This window comes from Rhodococcus sp. P4_F3_2 (genome assembly GCF_056401335.1).
This window is the reverse complement of sequence record NZ_JBFUJN010000008.1, coordinates 23,770-43,117: the sequence shown is the minus strand read 5'-3', so window position 1 is coordinate 43,117 and position 19,348 is coordinate 23,770. Positions and strand designations below refer to the sequence as shown.

Below are 19,348 nucleotides of genomic sequence, written 5' to 3'. Positions count from 1 at the left end.
CAACAATTTGTCCGAATCGCATATTTCGCGGCTCGCTCTGTGTTCTACTCCTCTCCAGGGTTTGAGCTGGTGGTGAGCAAACGACGAAGACGTATTCGCTTCTCTGTCAGCTCGAGGCCGGTTCCCGGACCCGGCTTCAAGCCGAGAGCTCGATCTTTTCGAGCGCTACTCAAGGAGAATGTGAATGGTGTCGACGTTGATGCGCCGAGGAGTAGGGGTGGCCGCATCCTTGACCGGATGCGTTGCCCTGGTCGTCGGCGGAGCGGGAGTTTCATCCGCCGCTGATGTGAACCTTCCGTTCACGGCATCGTGTCACGGGTGGCAGTTCCCCGGTCCGATCACACACAACGAGACGCGTGATTCCGGCGTCACGATCAGTGCCCCGACCGTGGTTCCGCCGAACTCGACCTTCACCTACCGACTCGCCCCCAAGCCGATGACGGTCCCCAATGACGGCTACGACCTCAGGTCCGTCGTGAACTGGACACGTCTCAAGTTCGATTTCGACATCCCTGCAGGCACCTCTTACGTGGGGGCGCAGATCGTGGCCGGCACCAGCTCGAATCTGGGTGGGGTCGCCCCGACGATCACGCGGGTGAACGATGCCGGTTCACCCGATCCGAATGGGACGCATCTTCGTATCTCCGGCAACAACATCACGGCGGGCAACGGACCCAACACCGACGACAACGGCGGCGGCGGAATCGAGGTCGGTGGAGGAAAGACGTTCCAGCTCCCGGCAGTCGACGTCACCGTCACGTCAGGGGCTGTGGGAACCCAGATCAAGCCCATGCTCCGCGTTTCCGACACCAACTCCGGTTCCTACGACAGTGCCGCCAACTACCTGACCTTCCTGCAACAGGAAACCCTGCTCGGCGGCGTCAAATACTGGCTGACCACCAATTGCTCACCACGCGACAATCGTTCGGCCGGATTGAACGCAGGCGGCCAGCCGCTCGCCGTGATCAATGTCGACTCCAGCCTCGCTCAGACACAGACGCGAATCGACGCACCCGGTAAAGCTGTCGTCGGTGACTCCGTGGAACTGACGGCGACGGTCACTCCTTGGCCGTCGGGAGGAACAGTGCAGTTCCGTGACGGAGGGGTCGACCTCGGCGCTCCGGTGGCCGTCGTCAACGGCGTCGCGAAGGCCAACCGCACGATGACAACAGTGGGCGACCACAACATCACGGCGTACTACACGGGATCTGCAGGCTTCATGGAGTCGATGTCGGGCGCCGTGACGATCAACGTCGTCGAACCGTCCGAGCCCGAGCCGGGCACCGGTAGCCTCGGCAGCCTTGGTACCCCGGGATTCGGGTCGTGAAAACTGTGAACAGAAACCAGGATTCGTCGATGAACTCGAAACTGTTACGCGGCTCTGCGATTGCAACCGTCTCGGTACTGGCCGGCGGGTTGTTCGCGATCGCCGGCGGCGGGACCGCCTCTGCTGCCCCCGAGACCAAGAGCGTGGCCTTCACAACTGCATGCCATGTGCGCGAGATGGACGGTGCGGCAAGCCCGATCACGTTCAACGAGACGCTCGGCTCGGGGGTCACCATCACCGCGCCGACCACCGCGGCACCAGGTGAGACCGTCACCTACCGCGTGCAGCCGAACGAGATGAAGGCAAACGGCGGCGGCCATGCCAGCCGTGGAGTCGTGCATTGGGCCCGGATCAAGTACGACTTCGACATCCCGTCGGGCGTCGAATTCGTGAGTTCGCAGCTTGTGGCGGACAGTGCGTACGGCCTCGGATCCGACAGTGCCACTCCAACAGTCACACAGATCGACGACGGCGGTAATCCATCGGCATCCGGTACGCACCTGCGTATCTCCGGATCGAATCGGACCATCGGAAACGGTCCGTCCTCCGCGGTTCGATCGAGTGACGGCATCATCGTCGGTGCCAACACCAAGTTCCGACTCCCCGCAGTCGACGTCACAGTCAAAGCCGGTGCGGCTGGTAGCGAGATCAAGCCTTCGCTGCGAGTTTCCGATCCCGGCTCCGCCAACTACGACGACGACCGAAATGCGCTCACATTCGTCCAGCGCGAGAAGGATGTCTTCACAGTCAACTACTGGGAGCGCTACAACTGCTCCCCGCGGGACAACAGGAACTCCGGCCTCAACGCCGGTGGGCAGGCCCTGACCACCATCTACGTCAGCCAACCGACAACCACCACAATCCAGATGCCCGACTCGATCCAAGCCAGCACACCGACAGAGCTTGTCGCAAAGGTGGATCCGGCTCCGGTCAACGGAAACGTGCAGTTCAGGGTGGACGGCGCTGACGTCGGTACACCTGTCACGCCCGGTGCCGACGGCACTGCCCGGCTACCGCATACCTTCTTCACCGCCGGAACCGCGCGGGTCTCCGCAACGTTCCAGGGAGTCAACGGATTCCAGAGTTCCAACTCGACAGAGACGATGGTCACGGTGACTGCCGCACCTGTCGTCAAGCAGACCGACACTGCCGTGAACGTTCCTACCGATGCAAAGACGGGCGTATCGGTGTCGCTGAGGGCGCAGGTCACGCCGACCCCCACTGGTGGCACTCTCCAGTTCAAGGATGGCGCTGCAAACATCGGTGCCCCGATCCCGGTGGGCGCTGACGGAAAAGCCACTCTGGAACACGCATTCACCTCGGCCGGATCTCATGCAGTGTCGGCCTACTACTCCGGCGCAACAGGATTCATGCCGTCGATGGCATCGGCCCAAACGGTCACCGTGTCTGATCCCGCGCCGTCCGATGTCACCACCTCGACCTCACTGGCAGCTCCCGCGACGGCCAAGCAGAATGTCGCGGCAGAACTTTCCGCAACGGTCAGTCCTAATCCGGGCGGGGGTTCGGTTCAGTTCTTCGACGGTGACCAACCCATCGGACAACCCGTTGTCGTCGGAGTCGATGGTGTGGCGCGACTGACGCACACTTTCGCATCGACGGGCGACCATCCGATCAAGGCGGCATACGCCGGGCGAAGCGGATTCACGCAGTCTGCGTCGGACGAATCCGTCGTAAAGGTTTCTGCTGCGCCTGATGATGGCGGAAACGGCGGCTCGGGCAGCCTCGGTTCGCTGGGCGGTCTCTTCGGTTCCTGATCGCATTTCTCTCGACACTGTTGCCGCTGCACCGATTCGGAGCAGCGGCAACAGCATGTCGCGGCCGTAGTCATAGCACTGATTGATTGATCGATGGAGCACAAGTGTCCAGGAATTCCTTTTCTCGACGGTCGTTTCTCGCCGCCGGGGTCGGTGCGACTGCAGTCGCCGCCGCTTCCCTTCTGCCGCCGTCGCTTCAACGTGCACTGGCGACACCCGCAAACTCCGGCGGGCTCGATTCGATCGAGCATGTTGTCCTCGTCATGCAGGAGAACAGATCTTTCGACCACTACTACGGCGCTCTGAGGGGTGTCCGCGGCTTCGGGGATCCGAATGCGTTGCGTCTACGCAGCGGCCAAAGCGTCTTCGAACAACCCGGACCTACCGGTCCTGTGCTCCCCTTCCCCATCCGCGATTCCGCTGCAGCACAACGCATGGACACCCAGAACGTCACCGGGCTGGATCACAGCTGGGCGGGCGGACATGCCGCACTCGCCGACGGCTGGCACGACGGTTGGATTGCGGCAAAAACCGGTACGACGATGGCGTACTACGACCGGCAAGACATTCCCTTTCATTACGAACTGGCGGACTCGTTCACAATCTGCGACGCCTACCACTGCTCCGTTCCGACGTCGACGAGCCCCAACCGGAACTATTGGGTCTCTGGATACACCGGATACGAGCCACTTTCGCCGAATCCAACCGAGTCCGTCCTGCCTTCGGATCCGCCCGGCCCCGAGGGAAGAGCTGTAACCAATGCGGCCTACAACCCCTGGCACGCCGGCTACGGATGGACGACGGTTCCCGAGCGGTTGCAGTCCGCCGGCATTTCCTGGAAGACCTACCAAGAGTGGGACAACTTCGGAGACAACAACCTCGAATACTTCACTGCCTTCAAGAAAGTGGCGGCAGGGCTGCTTGGTCGGCCAAGCCTGCTCCCCTACGAACTGCAGACCTTGGCCGGGTTCTATCTCGCCCTGCCGTCGATGCCGGCGCCGGTCCAGGACGCAGCGGTACTGGCCCTCGAGAATGCTGCAGACCAACTGTCGCCTGCTGATCGCCAACTCTACGATCGCGCACTGTACCGATCCCGGCCCGGCACACTGGCCGCCGAGTTCAGGAAGGACGTCGAGTCGGGCCGACTGCCGCAAGTCAGTTATCTCGTTCCGTCCGAAGTGGATTCGGAGCACCCATCGGGATCGTCACCTGCGGCGAGCGCAACACTGCTATATCAAGTGCTCGACGCCGTCGCCTCCGATCCCGATCTGTGGGCGAAGACGGCCGTGATCGTCAACTTCGACGAGAACGACGGGTACTTCGACCATGTACCGCCACCTCGACCACCGCGCTCGGTCGAAACCGAATGGGTCGGCAATCAGCCGCTCGGCCTCGGCCCGAGGGTGCCGATGACGATCATCTCGCCGTGGACTGTTGGCGGTTTCGTTTGTTCACAAGTGTTCGACCACACGTCCGTCACACAATTCCTGGAGAAGCGGTTCGGAATCACGCAGCCGGAAATCGACCCGTGGCGACGCACGGTGAGTGGCGACCTGACGTCGGCGTTCGACTTCGCCAACCCGCGTAGCCGACCGACTTTGGCGCGCCCGCAGCCCACTCCGCCTCTGGAACCGCGGTGGACACCGACCCCACCCACCGAACAGAGAATGCCCCTGCAGGAAAGCGGCACTCGACCAGCACGGGCCCTTCCCTATCAGCCCGACGCCTACACGACGGTGAACCCGGAAACCGGCTCGTTGACGGTCCATCTGGTCAATGCCGGTGCCGCATCAACTCACCTGGCCTTGTACCCGTACGCAGGTGAGTTCGACGAGCCACGGCATTACGACCTCCTGGGCGAGGTCGATGACACCGTTGCGCTCAGTGATCGCGTCTACAGCCTGACCCTGGTGGGTCCCAATGGTTTCAGGCGCGAGTTCAGTGGAGCTACAGACAGTGCGGCAGCCTCGCTCGACGTCTCGACAACCATCGACGCAGGGTCGCGCGCGCTTGTACTGACCGCGAACAATTCCGGAAGTCGTGCACTCTCCGTCGACGTCGACGGAGACCGACGGAAGCTCGCTGCCGGCGCACGCGGCCGGTGGGCGGTGGCGTCGGTGGACGGCTGGTATCAGGCCACCGTGACGGTCGACGAAGATCTTGAATTCAAGCGCGTGCTCGTCGGACACATCGAAAACGGGCGTACCAGCGTAAGCCAACCGACGTGAATCGACACCGAGTGATCAAGACCAGGGCTGAATCCTCAGTCGGACAAGTCAATCCATCCACACATCCAGGAGGAGTTTCCGTGCGCCGTATCCCGCTCTCAGCATTGATAGTCGCGGGCTCACTGATACTGGGCGGCGGCATTGCCGCGGCTCAGGGCAGCCTGCCCACGTCGGGGAGCGCCGGCGGCACGGACGTGCCGCCGTCGTACCTGACCGACGACGCCGGCCGCTCCTTGATCCTGCGAGGGTTCAACACGGCGTCGAGCGCAAAAAGCGCACCCGACGGCATGCCGAAGTTCACCGAAGCCGACCTCGAACGCGAACATGCCGACATGGGAACAAATTTCGTGCGGTTCCTGATCTCCTGGCGTTCGGTCGAACCGGAACCAGGACAGTACGACCAGGCGTATCTCGACCGCGTCGAGGACCGGGTCAGCTGGTACGCCGAGCGCGGCTACAAGGTCATGCTCGACATGCATCAAGACGTCTACTCCGGCGCGATCACACCAGAGGGCAACAGCGGCAACGGCGCAGGCAACATCGGCAACGGCGCACCGGCCTGGGCGACATACATGGACGGCCTTCCGGTCAGCCCTCAAGACCGCTGGGAGCTGTACTACATCCAACCCGGCGTGATGCGCGCATTCGACAACTTCTGGAACACCACCGGCCAACACCCCGAACTGGTCGAGCACTACGCGAAGGCATGGCAGGCGGTGGCCGAACGTTTCGCAGGCAATGACACCGTCGTGGCATACGACCTGATGAACGAGCCGTGGGGCGGTTCCCTCCAAGGCCCCGCATTCGAAGGCGGGCCCCTCGCTGCCCTGTATCAGCGAACCACCAACGCCATCAGGGAAGTCGATCAGGACAGCTGGGTGTGCGTGGCCCCGCAGGCCGTCGGCGTCAACCAAGGTGTCCCCAGCGGACTGACGAAGATCAACGACCCACGAGCCGGCGAACAGCGAATCGCCTACTGCCCACACCTGTACCCACTGCCCCTCGACCTCGGTGACGGATACTCCGGCCTCTCACGCACACTCACCGACGCGACCATCGACACCTGGCGCGACAGCGTCGAACACATAGCCGGAAACGTACTCGGCGGCGTCCCGGTCATTCTCGGCGAATTCGGGCTCGACACAACACTGCCCGGCGCAACCGACTACATCGACCGCGTCTACACGACCGCCCGAGAACTCGGCGCGGGCGTCTCGTACTGGTCCAGTGATCCCGGGCCTTGGGGCCCGTACCTGCCGGACGGAACACAAACACTCCTCGTCGACACCCTGAACAAGCCGTATCCGCGTGCCGTCGCTGGCACACCCACCGAATGGTCCTCGAGCGTCGACCGCCTTCAGTTGACGTTCACCCCGAACCCCGCGGTGACGGCACCGACCGAGATCTACCTACCCGAGAGCGGCTTTCCCGGCGGCGTCGACGTCGCAGGCGCCGACATCGTGAACTGGAATCCCCAAAGCCGGCTTTCTCACAGTGGAAACCGCGGACGACGCGGGCCCCGTCACAGTCACGGTGACGCCGGCAAGCTGATCGCGAGCGTCGAAGTTCCTGGATATTTGTCCAGTTCTTTCGTAACGTACAAGCGACGGGTGATCAGCCGACGGAAGGCGAGTATGTCCACGGAGAAGATGTCTGTCCAAGATCGTGTTGCGCGGGTGGTGCTCGATGTCGTTGGCGCCTTACCGACCGGCGCGCAGCGCATTCTCGGTGGCAAGCCGAAGGAGATCGACGGACAGACTCTGCACCCCGAGATCCAGCTTGCACTGCGATTGCTGTCGGCAGTGGAAGGTACGAGCTTCGAGCATCTTCCGGTCGAAGAGGGACGAGCTCAGATCGACGCCGAATCGCGACTGTTCGGCGGTACGCCCATCGACATCGAAACGGTTCGCGACCTCGAGATCCCGGCCGGAGACCACGCGATTTCCGCTCGGCTGTATCGCCCGGCCGGGGTCTCCACGCCCGCTCCACTTTTGGTGTACTTCCACGGCGGCGGGTTCGTCCTCGGCAGCCTCGAGAGCGGCGACAGTGTGTGCCGCTTCCTGGCCCGCCACGGCGAAGTCAGTGTGCTGTCGGTGGACTACCGGCTGGCACCGGAGTTCCCCTTTCCCTCCGGGGTCGACGACGCCGTCGCCGCATTCCGGTACTGCGTCGAACATGCCGCGGAACTGGGCGTCGATCCGAAATCCATTGCAGTGGGCGGAGACAGCGCCGGCGGGAACCTGGCTGCCGTCGTCGCGCAGTCCACGACCGAAGACGACGTCAAACCCGCATTCCAACTGCTCTTCTTTCCCTGGGTGGACCTTTCGTCGAAGCGCCCGTCGCACAAGATGTTCGGCACCGACTTCTTTCTCACCGACGCCCAACTCGACTGGTATGCAGCCCATTACCTGTCGGGCGGCACTTCGGCTCTCGACCCGCGAGTCTCACCGCTGCTCACTCCGGACCTGGCCGGCCTACCGCCCGCGTACGTTGCGGTCGCCGGTTTCGACCCACTACGCGACGAGGGCGAAGCGTATGCGAACCGGCTGCGAGAGGCCGGAGTCCCGGTCGCACTGAGGCGTCACAGCGGTTTGATCCATGCCTTCGTCAACACCACCGGCGTCGGCCACACCGGACAAGACGCGATGTTCGAGTCCTGTGGCGCTCTGCGAGTTGGACTTTCGGGCCCGCGCTGAGGGCACCTCAGGAAACGGGGAGTGCCAGATCCGCCCACTCGACCATCGCTTCGAGCACGGAGCGCAGTTCCATCCCCGTCGCGGTGAGTTCGTACTCCACTCGCGGCGGCACCTCGGCGTAAGCAGTCCGGGTCACCAGGTCGAACTCCTCGAAACGTTTGAGCCTGGCCGACAGTGTCCTTGGACTGATGCCGGGCAAAGCGCGTCGTAGTTCCGTGAAGCGCATGGGGCCGTGCGTGAGCTCACGAACGATCAGCGTTGCCCACGGTCCGTCCAGGACCAGCAGGAAGCGCGCGACGCCGCACTCCGGAAGCACGTGACCTGATTCACTCATCGATTCCCCATTAGTTCACTTGAAGTAACTGGTTCCCGATGTGAACTATAGGCGTCATGACTTACACAGTGCATGGCGCCACCGGCGCACAGGGCTCTCCCGTTCTCGCAGGATTGGTCGCGGCTCTCGCCGGATCGGCAGGGGCCGAAGTCCGAGCAATTACCCGTAACCCTGACCAGACGTTCGAGGGTGCGAACACCGTCGTCGCGGACAATGCGTCAGTCGACTCTCTCGCCGACGCTTATCGCGGGGCGGACGGGGTGTTCTTTCACCTGCCACTCGCCGGCGACACCGAGACGCTAGCTGGTTATGCCCACAATGTTCTGGCTGCAGCGAGAGCGGCGCGCCCTTCGCGGTTCGTGATCTCTACCAGCGGCACGGTGATCGGCGACGCTACTTCGCCGCTTGCCGGTCCCAACACACCCGTTCTCTCCGAGCTCGTCGACGGACTTCGCGCCGAAGGCATCGCGGTGACCGTTCTGACCCCACGTTTGTTCCTCGAGAATCTTCTTCTGCCCACTGTGCTGTCGGGAGTGAAAGACGAAGGCGTCCTGCGTTACCCACTGCGTGCCGATCTCGCGGTCACATGGAGTTCACATCTCGACGTCGCTGATGCAGCCGTCGCGGCCCTGACTCTCGACGTAGCACCGGACGCGGTCGACATCGGACAGATTCCGGCGATCACCGGTATCGAATTGGCCGAGGCATTCGCCGAACACTTCTCGCGCGCGGTAACTTTCGAAGCCGTAACACCCGATGCCTTCGGTGCATCGATTGCGCCGATCATCGGAGCGGGTGCAGCAGCCGGGGTTTCCCAGCTCTACACGGGACTCGAATCTGCCGACAGCGTCGCGTTCGACTCCGCGACGGGTTCTACTGCTGCCTTGGGTATCACTGCCCGCAGCACGCGGGCCTGGCTGGCAGATCTCGGGGTGAACTGACCGGACAACGCAAAAGGCCGGCTCCGCGAAGTATCGCGTGGAGCCGGCCGATTTCCGGGGTTACCGGTGCGTGCGGGTCTTCAACTGGCGGTTCAGCTGCCGACTCCCGAAGTCCAGACCGGCACCGTCACTGGTGGCCAGCACGGTGAGTCCAGCGGCGACCAGCAACGAAATAAGCACAACGCTCATGGTGAGTCACCTTTCTTCCTGTCGTGAAACGGTTTTGCGCCTCCGGGAAATGCCGACATACCCGGCACCCCACTTCAGCTGACCTCAAAGTATCTGTAACTATGGGTTACGCGCAATGTGTGGTCCCTCACCTGAAAGCGCAGGGTGATGCGCAGATCACGCTGCATTCGATGGCGGACTTACCCGGCCAGAACCATGCTCACGAACTCGTCGGCGAGCGCGTGAGCGTCCGCACCGCTGCCAGGAACCACATCTGGCGCACTGTGCACCAATTGCATCTGCCCCAGGTACATCGAATAGGCAAGTACGCCACGATGTTCCGCTTTCTGCCTGTCCATCCCCAGATCGACCAACAACGTCACGATGTAGGCGACTCGACGCTCGGTGACACGTCGAACCGCCGCCGAAACCACAGGATGGTCGATCCCGGCAAGCAGTTCCAACTCCGCACGGCGACCGGCCAGTCCGGTTGTGACCGCGTCGACCAGGCGACGCAACCTCACCTCTGCCGGTTCGCCGGAGGCCTCGACGGAAGAGATCAGTCGCTCGGTTGCCAGAACTTCCCATCGATCGAGCGCAGCCTGCAGCAATTCGTCACGGTTCGCAAAGTGCCAATAGAAGGAACCCTTGGTCGATCCCAGCGTGCGTGCCACCTTCTCCACAGCGACGGCACCTGGCCCGTGGCTGGTCAGAGCCTCGAAAGCAGCATCGATCCATTGATCGCGGGAGAGTCGGGCGCGGGCATTCGTCACCTCCGTACGGTACCGTATGGGTAAGTTCCATACGGCACCGTACGGAGGATGAAATGACACTCGCATTCAAGGCAATGTCTGCACCGGACTGGGCAGAAGCCACCACGATCACCATCCCGTCTGTTCCGACCCATACTTCCGAGGAGTGGGCGCAGGCCGTCTTCGACGTCAGGAATGTCCCCGCACCAGTCCTCGCGATGTTCTGGCTCAGGGAGCGGGTAGTCGGACTGCTCGGCATCGCCAAGGGACGCCCGGACACCTTTACCGTCGACAAGATCGCCGACGGCGAGGCCCTCATCGAGGCGGACGAGAAACACCTACGATTCGTCGCCTCGGTTCAGGCCGACAACGACGCCGGTCTCCTGCACGTCGTCACTGCCGTGGAGCTGAAGAACCGCGCGGGCCGAATCTACTTCGCACCAGTTCAGGTACTGCACGGCGTGATCACGCGGGCAATGATGACGTCTGCTCGAAAGAGACTGTGCACGTGATCAACCGTCCGGACCGCCCTTGAGTTCGAGGCTGATCTGATCGGCATCCAGCGCGGCCAGTGCCGATCCGAGCATCCGTGCGTCGAACAGGCCGTCGTCCCGCGCGTCGAGTAGCGCTTGGCGCTGCGCGTCGATCACATCGAGCCGGGTCTTCTTCTTCGACTGCCCTTCGGGTGGAACGAAACTCGCAGAAGCATCCTCGAGTAGAGCGAGCAAACGTCGATGTTCGTCGAGTTCGGAATCGGTGAGGTCCTGCGCTGCCGGACCGACCGCCACTACGACGCGCTTCAACGTCCCACCCTGAAGGATCAACGAGCCGGCTGCGACCAGGAACGCCACCAAGATCAGAAGCGATCGACTCGGAGTGTCTTCCGGAAGAGTCTGCGCGGCAGCCAGAGTGACCGCTCCGCGCATACCGGCCCAGATGACGATCGTCCCTTCACGCCATCCCAACGGCGCGGCAAGGTAGTAATCGATATCGGCAACCGTCCGCCGCACCCGAATCTTGAACCGTTCCATCTGATTCGCCGAAGGCGCCCGGCGCCTGCTACGCCGCCCTTCGTCCGGTGGGTAATCCTCTGGATTTTCGAGACGATTCGCGATGTCGGAGAGTCTGGGTTTCATGCGTTCGCGAAAGTTCGCCCGCGCCTGGAGTGCTCGCAGTAGCGGCGCGACGTACAGAGCCCGAACCAAGATCGTGAGGAACAGTGCACCCGCAGCGACGAAGAATGCGGTAGGTATTCCCTCGTGGTCGACCCGGACATCGTCGACTATCGACGAGAGTTCGAGGCCCATCACCAGGAAGATCGCACCTTCGAGGACCAGTTCGACTGTGCGCCAGTTCTGGGAGTCCGACAACCGATGACGCGGCGAAAGCTTCCGAGGAGCGTCGTAGCCGGTGACGAGCCCGGCCACAACGGCAGCAACCAACCCCGATGCACCCAACTCTTCGGCGGGGATCGCGGCCAGAAACGGCACCGTGAACGAGATGACCGTGTTGACCGTCGAGTCGGTGACACGGGCACGAACCATCAGGTTGACCTTGCCGACGACAACACCGATGACCGCGGCCACGACGACGGCAAAAGCGAACTTGCCCAACACACTCCACAGCGATACCGACGCGGCCGCTCCGGCGATGGCAGTACGCAACAGGACCAGAGCGGTAGCGTCGTTGAGCAGGCTTTCGCCTTCGAGGATCGACACCACCCGCGGCGAGACCGGGAGTTTCTTGACGATGGACGTCGCGACGGCATCCGTCGGGCTCACGATCGCGCCGAGTGCAATGCCCCACCAGATGCCGAGTCCTGGTATCACCCAGGAGAAGAACACACCCAGAACAAGCGCACTCACCACGACGAGGAGAACTGAGAGCCCACCGATAGCACCGAATTCACGCCGAAACTCCATCGACGGCATCGAGACCGAAGCTGAGTACAGCAGCGGCGGAAGCACACCCGCGAGAATCCATTCCGGATCGATGTCCACTGCTGGGACAAAGGGGAGGAGGCTGACAACGATCCCGGCCATCACCAGAATCAGCGGCGCCGCGACTCCGATCCGCGCCCCCAGCGTCGAGGCGGCGACGATTCCGAGTAGTCCCAGCACAACGATGATCAGAGCATCCACAGTTCCCCCGCACTCCGGCTTGTGTACCCCGCTCTTTCTACACCTGTGCCGGCGCCGGGGGCGAGACCCGCCACGCGACGGCGATCAGAAGAACCGTGAATGCCGAAGCAGGCCACAGAGCGTGAAGGCCGATCCACCGATGAACGAGCGCACCGACTACCGCGCCCGCGATCAACCCCGCGCACATCCCGAAGTGCTGCAGCCACGCCCACTTCGGGCCGCCCAGAAAGGCTCCGGTGAGACGCTGGCCCATCTTGACCAGCGCACCGGTCATGTACGTGACACCGATCGTCACCTCACCGTCGCGTTGGAACACCGAGTTGACGGCTCCCATCGCCAGGGCCATCGCGGAAATCGCGCCTGGGGTGACGTCGAGGCTGCTCATCACCGAACCGATGGCCAGCAGTCCAGCCACAACCGCAAGCACCGTGACCTTGCGCGTCCGGACGGAGTACCGCTCCGTGAAGTGGGTGACGACGGTTCCCAGCGCGATTCCCAGGAGGAAGAGCACGATGATGCCGCCTGCCACCCGCGCGGTCGACCACACCCCGTCGGCAAATGCGACGCTCGCCTGCGTCATGTTGCCGCTCATGAACGAAACGAAAGGCCCACCGAGCGTGATGAATCCGAGCGCGTCGACGTATCCGGCCAACCCGGCGAGCGCTGTCGCCAGGCCGATCAGCGACCTGCTGTATCCCGTCACCCGACGAGCTCGGTTCAGCTCAGCTTGCTGGTGCGCAGCTCGTGGCCCTTGGACGTCTTGCAGCGGCCGGTCTCGAGATCCCACTGCCAGCCGTGCAGATCGCAGGTGAGGTTGGTGCCGTCGACGACACCGAACTTCGACAGGTCAGCCTTGAGGTGGGGGCAACGACGCTGAATCTCGTAGCCACCCAACTCGATAGACGCACTGTCGTCGTGCGCCTCGGCGAACCAGCCGTCGGCGTATGCGATGCGTTCGTCGGTGAGGCACTTGAAGAACGTGTAGAGGAACTCGTTGTACCCACCGATGCGCCACGCCGTGAAGCGTGTCGACAGGAAAATGGTGTTGACCCAGTCTGGCTCGTCGTCACGCAGAACGGTGCGAACCAGTTCGGGAGCAATGCGGAAGCCGTAGCGGTACTTACCTTCTCCGTCGATGGGCTCGCGAACGATCCGCTTCGGGAAGTCGAGGACGACAGTCTCCTCTCCCATCACGAGTCCGACGGGGTAGCCGATTCCGTCGCAGATCAGATCGGACTGCGCCATGATCGGCTCGAACTTGGCCTTCAGACCGTCGAGCAGCGGCTCGCCTTCGGCCGGAGCCCACGTAGCCTTCTGCGCGGCGATGACCGGTGCCATCTTCTGCGCCATCTTCTCGATGTACTCGGCCTTGTTCGAGAAGATCTTGTCGACGTCCGCGTCCGGGATGGGATGCGTCAGGGCGACCTTCTCGCTCCCCCGAAGTTCGACGGCCGAGCCGGGGATCATCAGCAGACCACGATCGTTGCCGTTGATGCGCATCTGCTCGAGGAACGTGATCTGGTCGGGGAAGATGTTTCCCTCGTCGCCGTGATCGTCGTTGAGGTAACGCAGGTCGTCGTCGAGGAAGACCGGCGGGCCGGCCGACGGGACAACCCAGGCAGCGTCGACCTGGGCGATGTAGTTGCGGCAACGGTCCATGCCGCGCTGACGCTTCTGCTTCCCGAAGTTGCGCTTGGTGCCCTTCGGGATGTCGTAGACCATCGGGTACCAGATCGCGCCCGAGTACTGCAGCAGATGGATGTCGACCTTCCCGAAGGCGTCGGTCAGCGGGTCCAGGTCGACGGGCCTGGCGTCGTTCATGTTGAAACAGGTGGTCTCCCCGTCCGAGACGACCAGGCCTGAGTCACCGATCGGACCGTCCGCGGGAGCGCGCAAAGCGATGATCATGATGTCGAGATCGCCCTTGGGACCGCTGACTGTGTGCTTGACGGAGTCTTCCGTCTCGAAGAACTTGTGGAAGCCGAGCTTCTCGAGCTCACGTTTGAGGTCCGGCACCGGGTAATCGGGGAGCAGGACGGTGGCGTCCTTGTTGACGTGCGCGATCAGGTTCTTCGGATCGAAGTGATCCTTGTGCAGGTGCGAAACGTAGAGGTAGTCGCAATTGCCCAGCGCGTCCCAGTCCAACTCGGTGTTGTCGGGGAACGGCACCCAGGACGCGAAATACGTCGGGGTCACCCATGGATCACACAGGATGGATCCGGCCTCGGTCTGGATGTGAAATCCTGCGTGGCCGACGCTGGTGATCTGCATTGCAACCTCCGAAATCGTACTGCTGGTGCACCCAGCATAGTCGGCGCCATCAGGGCCAAATCGCGATCGAGGAGGCGGCCGGTTGTGACGTCATGCACGTCAAAGGTCGAAAGTGGGTTGTGATTCAGGCGGGCCGGTGACGCCGACAACACTCTGCGCGCTGGCGTGTTCGCCGTATTTCTTGGCGCTCATGGGAGCTGTTTCGCCATTCCCGAAGGCAGCCCCTAAGGCTAACCTAACAAACATGACTCGACTTCTTTCTCCCTCCACGACCGATCGCGACTACTGGGCGATCGTGGACAACCTGACGCGGCGCGGTTTCTTCGGCGTCGGCGCGGGCGTCGCTGCAGCCGCGTTTCTCGCCGCCTGCAGCAGCACGGAAAGTTCGACGCCCGATAACGCGGAGACCTTCGAGTTCACACGCGGCGACGAGAAGCTGATCATTCCGACGGACCCCCAGAACGTCGTTGCCCTCGATCCACGCGACGGCCTCGAATTGTCGATCCTTGCGGGGTACCCGGTGACCGCCTACCCGACCGGCGCCGCCGAACACCTTCGCCGCGAGGTCCCGGATGCCACCGGTGTCGAGATTTTCGCCGAAGGTGCTTCGGATCCCAACTTCGAATACATCTCGACCCTCGGCGCGGACCTTCTCGTCCTCAGCGCCGGCTGGTGGGACACCGGGTCGTACGGCAACGACCGGATGCAGCAGATCGCACCGGTCCTGCCCGTCGGCAAGGACTTCACCCCCGAGTGGCGCAAAGTCATGTCGGACTTCCTCACCGGCATCGGGCGCAGCGATCGCGCCGAAGAAGTACTCGCCGAGTACGACGCCCATGTAGCTCAGGTCCGCCCGACCGTCGAACCGCTGATGGCCGGCAAGAAGGTTGCCTTCGTCGCCGCCGCCGAGGATCAGATCGCGTGGTTCCAGAACGATTTCCGCACCGCCGTCGCCGAGGACCTCGGGTTCGAGGTGCTCCGTGAAGGCCCCGACCTTCGCGTGATGCTCGGGTCGGAGCAGTTCAACCGTCTCGAAGAAGCCGACGTCATCTTCGCCTTGGATCGCAGCGCCTCCGGCAGCGTGTACACCTCGCCGACGTGGCAGCGCTTGCCCGCCGCACAGGCCGGTCGCGTGATTCCGTTCGACTACTACAAGGCCGCGGGATACGCATTGACCGCCAAGGTCCTGGTCGACGACTTGGCGGCCGGGGTCAAGCGGTAGAATCCGACCTTCGTCAACCCGACGGGGCCCCGATCATTCGGCACCGGCGGCTCGTCCTGTCACGCGGTCCCGAAACTCGCGGAACGCTTGGAAACCACCGGTGAGCGCCCGCGCCAGTTCCTCGGCGCTTTCGACCCAGACGACGTCCTCCAACTCGGAAACGTCGTCGGGCTCGTGATTGCGCTGGGGAACGAGAAACGTCGGGTCACCCTGAGGGTTGACGATCAGGAACCCAGCGGCCGCGCAGAGGTCGTAGACGAACGCGCACTCGGCAGGCGACAGCGTCGCGTGGAAGATTCCACCACTGAGTGGATCGCTCTGCTCGAGCGAGTCGAGATGAAGGTCGGAGAAGGCCCCGTCGATCGTCAATGCCCTGTCGTCACGGTCGACGATCTCGCCTCCGTACGGGCTCTCGACCACGCGCAGCCCGTGCTGATCGAGGAAAGCGGCGACCGCCGCCCGATCAACATCGAGTTGCACGTCCTTCGTCATACGCATGAAGTGCAGCGAGAAACCCATCGATCCCCCTCGTCCATTCGCGACGCACGTGATGCGCTCGCCAGTACCTCGACAGCCGAGAAGCGTCAAAACTACCTCTCGAGTAGGGTCCGGATCGCCTCGACCACTTCGGCAGGCGCCTCTTCCGCCATGAAGTGACCTGCGGACAGCGTGCGGTGCTCGAGATCGGGCGCCCACGCTTTCCACAGGGCCTCGGCGTCGTAGCCGAGCATCGAACCCCAGTCCTGCTGAATGACCGTGACCGGCATATGCAGTTGGTTGCCAGCATCCCGATCGACCTGATCGTGTTCGATGTCGATGCCTGCCGACGCCCGGTAATCGGCAACGATCGACGGCACCGCCTCCCGTGAGGCGCGCAGGTATTCCGCCCGCACGTCTGCCGGAATCGCTTCGCGGTTCTGCGTCCACACGTCGAGAAAGTGCTCGAAGAACGCGTCGGCGCTGGCGCTGATCATCTGCTCGGGAAGACCAGGTGGCTGAGCCATGAGATAGAGATGGAACGCCACAGCAGCATTCGATCCGTGCAGGATGTCCCACATATCCAAGGTCGGGAGCACGTCCAGCGAACCGAGCTGTGTGATCACATCCGGGTGGTCCAGCCCAGCTCTGACGGCAACCAGCGCACCACGATCGTGGCCGACGAGGGCGAACTTCTCGTGTCCCAGCTTCTTCGCCACCTCGACAATGTCGGCAGCCATTGTTCTTTTGGAGTAGGTGTCCGGGTTTTCCTCGACCGGTTTGTCGCTGGCTCCGTATCCGCGGAGATCCGGGCAGATGACAGTGTGATCCGACGCCAAGGCAGTGGCTACGTGACGCCACATGAGGTGAGTCTGAGGGAAGCCGTGCAGAAGGACGAGTGGTGTTCCGCTTCCGCCGACCGCGACGTTGAGCCGCACCCCGTCTGTTGTGGAAATCTGCTGATAGTCGAAGCCTGGAATGGTGATCGTCATCGGTCGCTCTCGTTTGTCGGGGTGATGGCAATCAGCCTCGCCGTGGTCGATGAGCATTCGATGAGCGCGATAACGTGGGGAAATGCGAGACCACACATTTTTCGGAGTTCTCGGACCCGTGGTCGCGTGGAACAATTCGTCAGGGTTGATCGATCTGAAGGGCCCGCGACACCGAGCGGTTCTCGCTCGTCTGATCATTGCCCGAGGACGTGTTGTTCCGGTGGACGTGATTGTCGACGACTTCTGGGTCGATCCTCCGGCCGGGGCGACCAGTGCAATACGTACGTTCGTTTCCGCACTGAGGCGCGCGCTCGAACCGGATCGTGCCCCGCGAACGAAGCCGAAAGTCATTGTCACCGAAGGCCCTGGCTACGCCTTTCGTGCTGCACCCGACGCGGTCGACGCTTGGGAATTCGAAAGACTGGTACGTGAAGCCGCCGATTCGACGCCGGCGCAATCACTCGAACTGCTCCGAACCGCGCTCCAACTGTGGAGAGGGCCGGCCTACGCGGAGTTCGCCGAAGAACCGTGGGCTCGATCGGAGCGGTCACGCCTCGAGGAACTGCGTCTGACTGCCGTAGAACGCTTCGCATCCGCGCAACTCGATCTCGGGCGAACTGCCGAAGCGATTCCCGATCTGGACGCCCACGTCATGGAACACCCTTGGCGCGAGGATGGTTGGCGACTACTCGCTCTCGCGCTGTACCGCTCCAACCGTCAAGGCGATGCTCTGGCAGTCCTACGTCGCGCACGCGAGCTACTCGCCGAAGAGTTGGGCATCGACCCCGGGCCACGACTGACCGACCTCGAGTCGGACATTCTCCGCCGCGAAAACCACCTGGATCCTGTAGCGGCAGAACAGATCTTCACTCATGTTTCGGCAGCGTACGACCGGACCGTAGCGGCAGGATCGAAATCGAGATTGGAGTCAACCGTCGGCCTGCTCCGAAGTTTGGCAGTTACGGGCGGAAGCGGACTCGAGACTGCCCGAAACCAACGACTGACAATCATCGGTGCCGCTGAACAATTGGACGATGTCGAACTCACCGCACGGATCATCGGCAACTACGACGTGCCCGGAATCTGGACACGATCCGACGATCCTCGGCAGGCTGCACAGATCGTCGCGGCCGCTCAGCGCACCCTCGATCGACTTCCGGTCGGCAACGAACCCGCTCGGGCCAGACTGTTGGCGACAATTGCACTCGAATCGCGCGGACTGTCCGGTCAGCGCGGGCTCGAATGTGCCCGCGCTGCAGTGCAGATCAGTCGCGCTCTCGACGATCCAGGTCTCCTGGCTTTCGCTCTGAACGGATTGTTCATGCAGACGTTCTGGACTACCGGTCTGGCCTCCGAGCGCGACGGCATCGGCCGTGAACTGGTCGACCTCTCCGCTCGACACGGACTGTCCACCTTCGAGATTCTCGGCCATCTCATCCGTATGCAAGCGCTCGGCGCACTGGGGCAATTCGACGCAGCCGAGCTACACGCCGAGACAGTTGATCGATTGGCCGGACGTCACGAACGGCCGTTGGCAGCGGTGTTCACCACCTGGTTTCGCGCTATGCGAACGGCCACTACCGGCGCGGAAGCGGCGCACTGCGAGAAGCTGTACGAAGCTGCGGCGGTGAACCTTTCCGGTTCCGGTATGCCGGGTCTCGAGGACGGCATACTCCCTCTCGCAATTCTCGCCCTCCGCGTGTGGCGGGGACTGCCGGCAATTTTCGACCCGGCTACGCAGTGGGGCCCGTACGAACCCTGGGCCCGGCCACACCTGCTCATCGCACAGGGGCAGGCGAACGAAGCAGCGAAGGCCGTCGAGGCATTGCCGGACCCGCCCAAAGACCTACTCTCCGAGGCACTGTGGTGCCTGACTGCCGCGGCGGCAACTGCAGTCGGCGACAGTCGAGTCAAGGAGCGTGCTCGAGCGGCGCTCTTACCTGCCGCCGCCGAAATTGCCGGCGCCGGAAGCGGAATGCTCACAGCGGGACCCGTCTCGCACTATCTCGCCACACTGCAGTAGA

At 62.9% G+C, this 19,348-nt stretch carries 16 protein-coding genes; 8 read left to right on the top strand and 8 right to left on the bottom strand.

Annotated elements, in window-relative coordinates; genetic code table 11:
* Positions 1 to 184: 184 nt before the first annotated feature.
* The 4 genes from AC1DWA_RS10505 to AC1DWA_RS10490 all read left to right on the top strand — a co-directional run bounded on the left by AC1DWA_RS10505 (position 185) and on the right by AC1DWA_RS10490 (position 8,026).
* A complete protein-coding gene (locus AC1DWA_RS10505; protein ID WP_046379547.1) occupies positions 185 to 1,327 on the top strand; it encodes an Ig-like domain-containing protein in 1,143 nt (380 codons plus the stop codon).
* Positions 1,328 to 1,356: 29 nt separating this feature from the next.
* Positions 1,357 to 3,102: an Ig-like domain-containing protein gene (locus AC1DWA_RS10500; RefSeq protein ID WP_232816835.1), complete on the top strand. Its 1,746-nt coding sequence runs from the start codon at positions 1,357 to 1,359 to the stop codon at positions 3,100 to 3,102.
* Between the two features lie 104 nt (positions 3,103 to 3,206).
* Positions 3,207 to 5,330 carry a phosphocholine-specific phospholipase C gene (locus AC1DWA_RS10495; protein ID WP_046379549.1) on the top strand — a complete coding sequence of 708 codons (2,124 nt, stop codon included), beginning with the start codon at positions 3,207 to 3,209 and terminating at the stop codon, positions 5,328 to 5,330.
* A gap of 80 nt (positions 5,331 to 5,410) precedes the next feature.
* On the top strand, positions 5,411 to 8,026 hold the full coding sequence (locus AC1DWA_RS10490) for an alpha/beta hydrolase fold domain-containing protein (protein ID WP_477846003.1): 2,616 nt from the start codon (positions 5,411 to 5,413) through the stop codon (positions 8,024 to 8,026).
* A 7-nt stretch (positions 8,027 to 8,033) separates the two neighbouring features.
* Here the strand turns inward: AC1DWA_RS10490 and AC1DWA_RS10485 are convergent, their stop codons facing one another.
* Positions 8,034 to 8,360 (bottom strand): winged helix-turn-helix transcriptional regulator, encoded by a 327-nt coding sequence (locus AC1DWA_RS10485; protein WP_019745900.1) that lies wholly within the window; start codon positions 8,358 to 8,360, stop codon positions 8,034 to 8,036.
* A 56-nt stretch (positions 8,361 to 8,416) separates the two neighbouring features.
* Here AC1DWA_RS10485 and AC1DWA_RS10480 point away from each other — a divergent pair, with 56 nt between their 5' ends.
* Positions 8,417 to 9,301, top strand: a complete 885-nt coding sequence (locus AC1DWA_RS10480; RefSeq protein WP_477846002.1) for an NmrA family NAD(P)-binding protein — start codon at positions 8,417 to 8,419, stop codon at positions 9,299 to 9,301.
* A 60-nt stretch (positions 9,302 to 9,361) separates the two neighbouring features.
* Here the strand turns inward: AC1DWA_RS10480 and AC1DWA_RS10475 are convergent, their stop codons facing one another.
* A complete protein-coding gene (locus tag AC1DWA_RS10475; protein ID WP_003943237.1) occupies positions 9,362 to 9,490 on the bottom strand; it encodes a hypothetical protein in 129 nt (42 codons plus the stop codon).
* 179 nt (positions 9,491 to 9,669) lie between these two features.
* Entirely contained in the window at positions 9,670 to 10,242 is a 573-nt protein-coding gene (locus AC1DWA_RS10470) for a TetR/AcrR family transcriptional regulator (protein WP_021333326.1), read from the bottom strand.
* Positions 10,243 to 10,295: 53 nt separating this feature from the next.
* On the opposite strand from AC1DWA_RS10470, the gene AC1DWA_RS10465 reads away from it, so the two are divergent.
* Positions 10,296 to 10,733 carry a DUF2867 domain-containing protein gene (locus tag AC1DWA_RS10465; protein WP_477846001.1) on the top strand — a complete coding sequence of 146 codons (438 nt, stop codon included), beginning with the start codon at positions 10,296 to 10,298 and terminating at the stop codon, positions 10,731 to 10,733.
* On the opposite strand, the gene AC1DWA_RS10460 is transcribed toward AC1DWA_RS10465, so the two are convergent.
* The 3 genes from AC1DWA_RS10460 to AC1DWA_RS10450 are packed head-to-tail and all read right to left on the bottom strand — an operon-like array spanning position 10,734 to position 14,633.
* Entirely contained in the window at positions 10,734 to 12,362 is a 1,629-nt protein-coding gene (locus AC1DWA_RS10460; protein WP_269576694.1) for a cation:proton antiporter, read from the bottom strand. It abuts the gene before it with no gap.
* Positions 12,363 to 12,399: 37 nt separating this feature from the next.
* Positions 12,400 to 13,065, bottom strand: coding sequence for a YoaK family protein (locus AC1DWA_RS10455; RefSeq protein ID WP_019745905.1), 666 nt, complete (start codon positions 13,063 to 13,065; stop codon positions 12,400 to 12,402).
* A 14-nt stretch (positions 13,066 to 13,079) separates the two neighbouring features.
* A complete protein-coding gene (locus AC1DWA_RS10450) occupies positions 13,080 to 14,633 on the bottom strand; it encodes an MBL fold metallo-hydrolase (RefSeq protein WP_355332711.1) in 1,554 nt (517 codons plus the stop codon).
* A 244-nt stretch (positions 14,634 to 14,877) separates the two neighbouring features.
* Here AC1DWA_RS10450 and AC1DWA_RS10445 point away from each other — a divergent pair, with 244 nt between their 5' ends.
* Complete coding sequence (locus tag AC1DWA_RS10445) at positions 14,878 to 15,855, top strand: ABC transporter substrate-binding protein (RefSeq protein ID WP_060937769.1); 978 nt, start codon at positions 14,878 to 14,880, stop codon at positions 15,853 to 15,855.
* Between the two features lie 33 nt (positions 15,856 to 15,888).
* Here the strand turns inward: AC1DWA_RS10445 and AC1DWA_RS10440 are convergent, their stop codons facing one another.
* A complete protein-coding gene (locus AC1DWA_RS10440; RefSeq protein WP_020971240.1) occupies positions 15,889 to 16,374 on the bottom strand; it encodes a hypothetical protein in 486 nt (161 codons plus the stop codon).
* A gap of 71 nt (positions 16,375 to 16,445) precedes the next feature.
* Positions 16,446 to 17,324 (bottom strand): alpha/beta fold hydrolase, encoded by an 879-nt coding sequence (locus AC1DWA_RS10435; RefSeq protein WP_477846000.1) that lies wholly within the window; start codon positions 17,322 to 17,324, stop codon positions 16,446 to 16,448.
* An 82-nt stretch (positions 17,325 to 17,406) separates the two neighbouring features.
* On the opposite strand from AC1DWA_RS10435, the gene AC1DWA_RS10430 reads away from it, so the two are divergent.
* Complete coding sequence (locus AC1DWA_RS10430; protein WP_477845999.1) at positions 17,407 to 19,347, top strand: BTAD domain-containing putative transcriptional regulator; 1,941 nt, start codon at positions 17,407 to 17,409, stop codon at positions 19,345 to 19,347.
* The last annotated feature ends 1 nt before the right edge of the window (position 19,348 follow it).